The organism is Pseudomonas sp. P7759 (assembly GCF_013386445.1).
GTDB lineage: Bacteria > Pseudomonadota > Gammaproteobacteria > Pseudomonadales > Pseudomonadaceae > Aquipseudomonas > Aquipseudomonas azotoformans_A.
The window spans coordinates 1-5,834 of record NZ_JACART010000102.1 but is presented as its reverse complement, the minus strand read 5'-3'; the positions used below and the strand labels follow the sequence as shown (position 1 = coordinate 5,834).

Annotated in this window: 7 protein-coding genes; 5 read left to right on the top strand and 2 right to left on the bottom strand. The window is 62.5% G+C overall.

What is annotated here, in order from left to right:
- Window positions 1–88 precede the first annotated feature (88 nt).
- Both HX823_RS31315 and HX823_RS31310 read left to right on the top strand, forming a co-directional pair.
- Window positions 89–580 (top strand): GNAT family N-acetyltransferase, encoded by a 492-nt coding sequence (locus tag HX823_RS31315; protein WP_038846900.1) that lies wholly within the window; start codon window positions 89–91, stop codon window positions 578–580.
- A gap of 2 nt (window positions 581–582) precedes the next feature.
- Window positions 583–1,008, top strand: a complete 426-nt coding sequence (locus HX823_RS31310; RefSeq protein ID WP_038846903.1) for a GNAT family N-acetyltransferase — start codon at window positions 583–585, stop codon at window positions 1,006–1,008.
- Between the two features lie 154 nt (window positions 1,009–1,162).
- On the opposite strand, the gene HX823_RS31305 is transcribed toward HX823_RS31310, so the two are convergent.
- Window positions 1,163–2,362: a YgcG family protein gene (locus HX823_RS31305; RefSeq protein WP_177078507.1), complete on the bottom strand. Its 1,200-nt coding sequence runs from the start codon at window positions 2,360–2,362 to the stop codon at window positions 1,163–1,165.
- A gap of 126 nt (window positions 2,363–2,488) precedes the next feature.
- Between HX823_RS31305 and HX823_RS31300 the strand changes: the two genes are divergently transcribed.
- Window positions 2,489–3,304 (top strand): alpha/beta fold hydrolase, encoded by an 816-nt coding sequence (locus HX823_RS31300; RefSeq protein WP_177078505.1) that lies wholly within the window; start codon window positions 2,489–2,491, stop codon window positions 3,302–3,304.
- The gene (locus HX823_RS31295; protein WP_177078503.1) at window positions 3,294–4,436 is read left to right on the top strand and encodes a PAS domain-containing sensor histidine kinase; all 1,143 of its coding nucleotides are present in this window, start codon (window positions 3,294–3,296) and stop codon (window positions 4,434–4,436) included. Before HX823_RS31300 ends, HX823_RS31295 begins: the two co-directional genes overlap by 11 nt.
- Here the strand turns inward: HX823_RS31295 and dapF are convergent.
- Window positions 4,424–5,227 carry a diaminopimelate epimerase gene (gene dapF / locus HX823_RS31290; protein ID WP_177078501.1) on the bottom strand — a complete coding sequence of 268 codons (804 nt, stop codon included), beginning with the start codon at window positions 5,225–5,227 and terminating at the stop codon, window positions 4,424–4,426. The two genes, HX823_RS31295 and dapF, sit on opposite strands and share 13 nt — an antisense overlap.
- A 73-nt stretch (window positions 5,228–5,300) precedes the next feature.
- Between dapF and HX823_RS31285 the strand changes: the two genes are divergently transcribed.
- Window positions 5,301–5,810 carry an AAA family ATPase gene (locus tag HX823_RS31285; protein WP_038846912.1) on the top strand — a complete coding sequence of 170 codons (510 nt, stop codon included), beginning with the start codon at window positions 5,301–5,303 and terminating at the stop codon, window positions 5,808–5,810.
- Window positions 5,811–5,834 lie beyond the last annotated feature (24 nt).

The following is a 5,834-nucleotide window of genomic DNA, read 5'->3' as shown; positions in this document are numbered from 1 at the left end:
CAAGCCCGCTCACCACAGAGGATTCGTGTTGCTGGGGGCGATGTTTGTCTATCATGTGGCCTCTCGCTCAACGCCTCAGGAAACGCCCATGCCCGCCCTCACCTTGCGCAACGCCCTACCCGCCGACGCCGCCCGCTGCTTTGACATCGAGATCAGCGCCTACGAGGGCGACGAAGCCGCGACCCTGGAGAAGATCGCCACGCGTATTGCCCAGTACCCGCAAGGCTTTCTGATCCTGGAAGCCGCGGGTGAAGTGGTGGGTTTCATCAATTGTGGTTGCGCCCACGAAGTGGTGATGTCGGACGAGGCGTTCAAGGAGTTGGTGGGCCACTCGGCCGACGCGCCGAATGTGGTGATCATGTCGGTGGTGGTCGACCCGGCGCATCAGGGCAAGGGCTATTCGACAATGTTGATGACTGAGTTTGTGCAGCGCATGAGCCGCATGGGCAAGCAGACGATTCATTTGATGTGCAAGGAGCAACACGTGCCGCTGTATGAGCGCATGGGCTATCAGTATGTGCAGCCGTCGCCGTCGGATCACGGTGGCATGGCGTGGCATGAAATGGTCATGGCGCTCTAGAGATGAACGCAGCGCATATTGAAATCAGCGACCAACCCAATCCCGACGCCGAGCGTATCCTCGGCGGCGGCTTGGCGGCGTTCAATGAAGCCATCACCGGCTATAACGATCGGCGTCTGCTGACGGTTTTGATCAAGGATCCCGAGACCCAGCAAATCCTCGGTGGCATCACTGGCAAGACCACACTGGGCATGGCCTTTCTCGACCTGTTCCACCTGCCCGACTCGCTGCGTGGCACCGGACTGGGCAGCCAGTTACTGCAAACATTCGAAGAGGAGGCCCGGCGCCGGGGCTGTCGCAACGCGGTGCTGTACACCCTGAGTTTCCAGGCGCCGGGGTTTTACGAGAAGCATGGCTGGGTACGTTTTGGCGAGCTACCGTGTGAGCCTGAGGGCAGCAGCCGGGTATTTTTGTCTAAATCGTTGTGACGCCCAGGGCTCTGCCAAGCAACCCATGCTGCCTCTGCGGATTTGAAGATGCGGTGAGTCCGATACTGCTCAGCGCCAGGTTTTGGGGCCACTGCGCAGCCCAACGCGGGGCAAGCCCGCTCGCCACACGTGCACTAAAAAACCTGAGCCGTTGCTACCAACTGCCGGACGCCCCGCCGCCGCCACTGGAGCCACCGCCGCCGGATGAGCTGCTGCTGGAACTGGAGCTGCTGGAGCTCGAACTCGAGCCACCGCCCGAAGACCCCGAGCCGCCGCTGGTCTTGCCAAAGATGAACAGCGCCGCAAACGAGGCAATCGGGAACGCGAACAGCCAGCCATCACGGCCGAGTTCCAGTAACACCCCCGCCGCCACATACACCCCCACCGCCGCCAACAGCCGCGCGATAAAACCCACGCGGCTCTGCTTCCAGGCATCCTTCATGATCACCAGCAGCACCAGGTACAGCCCCAGCACCACCAGCGCGCCCAGTGGAAAGACCAGCCAGTGGATGAAGTTGACATCGGCATAGCGCTGATCAACCACCACCAAGCCCAGGATGTAGGCCAGCAGCCCGATCACGCCGTAAAACACCGAACGCGCCATCCACAATGCGCCGAAGGTCGCGCCGCCGATCAGCAGGGTCAATGGCAGCACCAGCAGGAACATCAGCCAATCGCGGCCCCCGCCAAAAATCGCCAATAACACGGTGACCGCTACCGCGGCAATCAAGGCACGGCGCCAGTGCAGCTTGCCGGCGCTGATCAGCACACCGCCCAGGGCGCCGATAACAAACGCCAGCGCTATCGCAATGAACTGGGGGTTGATCCCTGGCCCGGCTATTGTGGGCAGGTTGCCGCCGTCCACCAGCACCACCAGGTCGCTGACGCCTTGGGAGACGCCACCGACGAAATCACCCTGGCGGAAGGCCGGGGTGATGTGTTCTTCGATGATGCGGTGCGCGAGCAAATCGGTGACCGTGCCTTCCAGGCCATAGCCCACCTCAATGCGCACCTTGCGGTCTTCCTTGGCCACCACCAGCAGGATGCCGTCGTTGACGTCCTTGCGTCCCAGCTTCCAGGCGCGGAACAGTTGGTTGGCGTAGTCCTCGATGCTCACGCCGCCGGTGGTCGGCACCAACAGCACGGCCACTTGTGAGCCTTTGCGCTGCTCAAGGTCGGCCAATTGGGTTTTCAGACGGGTGGTGGTCGAGGCGTCCAGGGTGTTGGTGAGGTCGATCACCCGCTGGTCGAGGGCGACGCCAATCGGTGAAATGTCTGCCTGGGCGGTGCCTACCAGGCCCAAGACCACCAGTGCCACCAGACTCAAGACGGACTGCCGCAGAATCGCCATCATGTTTGTTACCTGAAGTTTCTTCCTGAAGGCGGCGACTTTACCTTATCCGCGCTATATCGCGTGACCCCGCGCCGTTGACTATCTAAACTCCCTGCACGCATAGCAAAACGCCATAACGGGAAGCCCATGGACCTACGCCACCGTAACAATGTCAGTGTGATGGGCAACGGCCGCTCGACCCTGGTGTTTTCCCACGGCTTCGGCTGCAACCAGGCCATGTGGAACTACCTGGCACCGCAATTTTCCGAACGTTTCCGCGTGGTGATGTATGACTTGGTGGGCGCCGGTCTGTCGGACCTCAGTGCGTTCGACAAGACCAAATACAGTGCCCTGGACGGCTACGCCCGTGATTTGAACGAAATCATCGACGCCTTCGCGGTAGGCCCGGTGATCCTGGTGAGCCATTCGGTGAGCGCCATGATCGGCACACTCGCCGACCGCCAGACCCCCGGCCGCATTGCCGCCCACGTCATGATCGGCCCCTCGCCGCGCTATATCGACGCCGACGGCTATGTCGGCGGCTTCAAACTGGCGGATATCCAGGACCTGCTCGACACCCTCGACAGCAACTACCTCGGCTGGTCCAGCGCCATGGCCCCGGTAATCATGGGCGCGCCTGGGCAACCGGCGTTGAGCGAGGAATTGACGGACAGTTTCTGTCGCACCGAACCTGAGATCGCCAAGCAATTTGCGCGAGTGACGTTCATGTCGGACAACCGCCAGGACGTGATCGGCCTGGCCACTCCGGTGCTGATCCTGCAATCGAGCGACGACCTGATCGCCCCCGTGGCCGTGGGCGAATACCTGCACAGCGTGTTGCCCAACAGCATCTATTGCCTGGTGGACAACGTCGGCCATTGCCCGCACATGAGCGCGCCGCAAGCGTGCGCGGCGGCGATGGAAAGCTTCCTGGCGCCGTGGACGGCCGCCCATGCCGGCTGAGTTGTTTGACAGTGCCGCCTGCGCCCTCGCTGTGACGGCTGAGGATGGCACGATCCTGCAAGCCAATACGCGTTTCAGCGAGTGGCTGGGGTTCAGCACCACGGAGCTGTGCGGTAAGCGCTTCCAGGATTTGCTGACCATGGGCGGGCGGATCTTCCACCAGACCCACCTGGCGCCGATGCTGCGCCTGCGTGGCAGCGTCACCGAAGTGAAACTCGACATGCTGCACCGTGACGGCCACAAGCTGACCGTGCTGCTCAACGGCATCAAGCGCGAGCAGGACCACGGTGCGGTGTACGACCTGGCGCTGTTCGGCACCACCGACCGCGACAAGTACGAGCGCGAGTTGCTCAATGCACGCAACTTTGCCGAAGCACTGTTGCAGGAAAAGACCGCCACCGAACTCGCGCTCAAACTGGCCCAGGCCGAATTGAGCGAGGCCTATGCCATCGCCCAGCGCCGGGCGCTGTTTGCCGAGCAGATGGTGGCGATTGTCAGCCATGACTTGAAGAACCCGCTCACGGCCATTCGCATGGCCTCGGATTTTCTCAACCGTGGCGAACGCACTTCCAAGGAACGCCAACTGCTCGGGCACATTGGCCAGTCGTCCGAGCGTGCCCAGCGCATGATCGCCGACCTGCTGGACTTCACCCAGGCGCGCGTCGGCCAGGGCATTACCATCAAGGCGGCGCCGTTGGACCTGCATGAGGTGATTCATCGGGCCGTGGATGAACTGCGCGTGGCGTTTCCCACGGCAACGTTGACGCATCTCGCCGAGGGCAGTGGCGAGGCTTGCCTGGACGCCGACCGCGTTCAGCAGATCATTGGCAACCTGGTGGCCAACAGCGTGGCGTATGGCGACCTGCAACGGCCGATCACCGTCACGTCACGGCTGGGACAGGATAGCTGCGAAGTCTCAGTACACAACCACGGCAAGGTAATCCCCGAAGCCTTGCTCGCCGAACTGTTCGAACCCATGACCCGTGGCACCGACCAAGGCAGTGATGTGCGCAGCGTCGGCCTCGGCCTGTATATCGTGCGCGAATTGGCCAAGGTGCATGGCGGCGACGTGGCCGTGAGTTCCTGTGCCACGGGCGGCACCACGTTTACCGTAAACTTTCAGCCTATATAGGCGCTACCCTGCATCACCGGCTCGACGCTGCCCGTCAGTACCACCCCGCCGTCGCCCGCCCAGTGCACGGTTACCGTGCCGCCGTCGCAATGCACTTCGACGGTATCGTCCAGCAGCCCACGACGAATGCCATTGACCACCGCACCACAGCAACAGGAACCCGAGCCCAACGGCACGCCGCCGCCGCGCTCCCAGATGCGCAGGCGGATGTGGCTACGATCAAGCACCTGCACGAAATGCACATTGGTCTTGGCCGGGAACAACGGGTGAATTTCCAGCGCCGGGCCCAAGGCCGCCACGTCGACAGCCGCGATATCGTCCACAAAAAAGGTGCAATGCGGGTTGCCCATGCTGCACGCCGCCGGGTTGCCATCGATGGGCAAGGTGCGGGTGTCCAGGGCCTCGGCCAGCGGCACGGCTGACCAGTCCAGCGACGGCTCCCCCATGTTCACCGACACCTGCCGCCCGGCTGCCCGCACACAGGTCAGCAAGCCCCGATCGGTACGCAGCACCACCGAGTCCGTGCCGGCTTCATGCATCAAGCGATCAGCCACGCCACGGGTGGCGCTGCCGCAGGTGGCCAGCGGCGTGCCGTTGGGGTTCCAGAACTTGATGCGCGCCGCGGCGTCGTCACAATCGAGCAGCACAGCCAGTTGGTTGAAACCGATACCGGTGTGGCGGTTGCCGAGTTGGCGGGCGATTTTCGCGGTGATCGGATCGTCCAGGCCACGGCGGTCGATGATGATGAAGTCATCGCCATGAGCGTGCATTTTTACAAACGGCAGGGGCATGGGCTGTCCTGTGGTCGACCGGTGAGGAACTGAAGGATACCCTGAACCGGCCCAACCTTATCGAGAGCCCCCCATGCTAATTGTCTTCAGCGGACTGCCCGGCACCGGCAAGACCACCCTGGCCCAGGCACTGGCACGCCAGATCGGCGCGGTGTATCTACGCATTGATGTGATTGAGCAGGCGATCCGTGATGCGGGCGTGCTGGCGGGCGATGTGGGCGCCAGCGGTTATGGGGTGGCGAATGCTTTGGCGTTGAGCAACCTGCAATTGGGGCAGATGGTGGTGGCTGACTGCGTGAACCCGGTCAGGGAAAGCCGGGAGGCATGGAAGACAACGGCGGCAATGGCCGGTGTGGCGTTGCTGGATATTCGGGTGATTTGTTCTGACCGGCAGGAACATCAACGGCGGGTGGAGACCCGAACGGGGGATATTCCCGGCCTGGTTCCACCCAGTTGGGAGTCGGTGTTGGCGCATGAGTACGAAGACTGGGATGAAATACCGCTGACGGTCGACACGGCCTTCACGGCGCCAGATCAGGCAATGGCGGTGATTTTGACGGACCTCACCGCTATGGCGAACTAAGTCTCTCTGTAGTGAGCGGGCTTG

Bases quoted from the DNA above. Each gene is read 5' to 3' on its own strand.
- HX823_RS31315 (WP_038846900.1), top strand. From the start codon at position 89: ATGCCCGCCCTCACCTTGCGCAACGCCCTACCCGCCGACGCCGCCCGC.
- HX823_RS31310 (WP_038846903.1), top strand. From the start codon at position 583: ATGAACGCAGCGCATATTGAAATCAGCGACCAACCCAATCCCGACGCC.
- HX823_RS31305 (WP_177078507.1), bottom strand. From the start codon at position 2,362: ATGATGGCGATTCTGCGGCAGTCCGTCTTGAGTCTGGTGGCACTGGTG.
- HX823_RS31300 (WP_177078505.1), top strand. From the start codon at position 2,489: ATGGACCTACGCCACCGTAACAATGTCAGTGTGATGGGCAACGGCCGC.
- HX823_RS31295 (WP_177078503.1), top strand. From the start codon at position 3,294: ATGCCGGCTGAGTTGTTTGACAGTGCCGCCTGCGCCCTCGCTGTGACG.
- dapF (WP_177078501.1), bottom strand. From the start codon at position 5,227: ATGCCCCTGCCGTTTGTAAAAATGCACGCTCATGGCGATGACTTCATC.
- HX823_RS31285 (WP_038846912.1), top strand. From the start codon at position 5,301: ATGCTAATTGTCTTCAGCGGACTGCCCGGCACCGGCAAGACCACCCTG.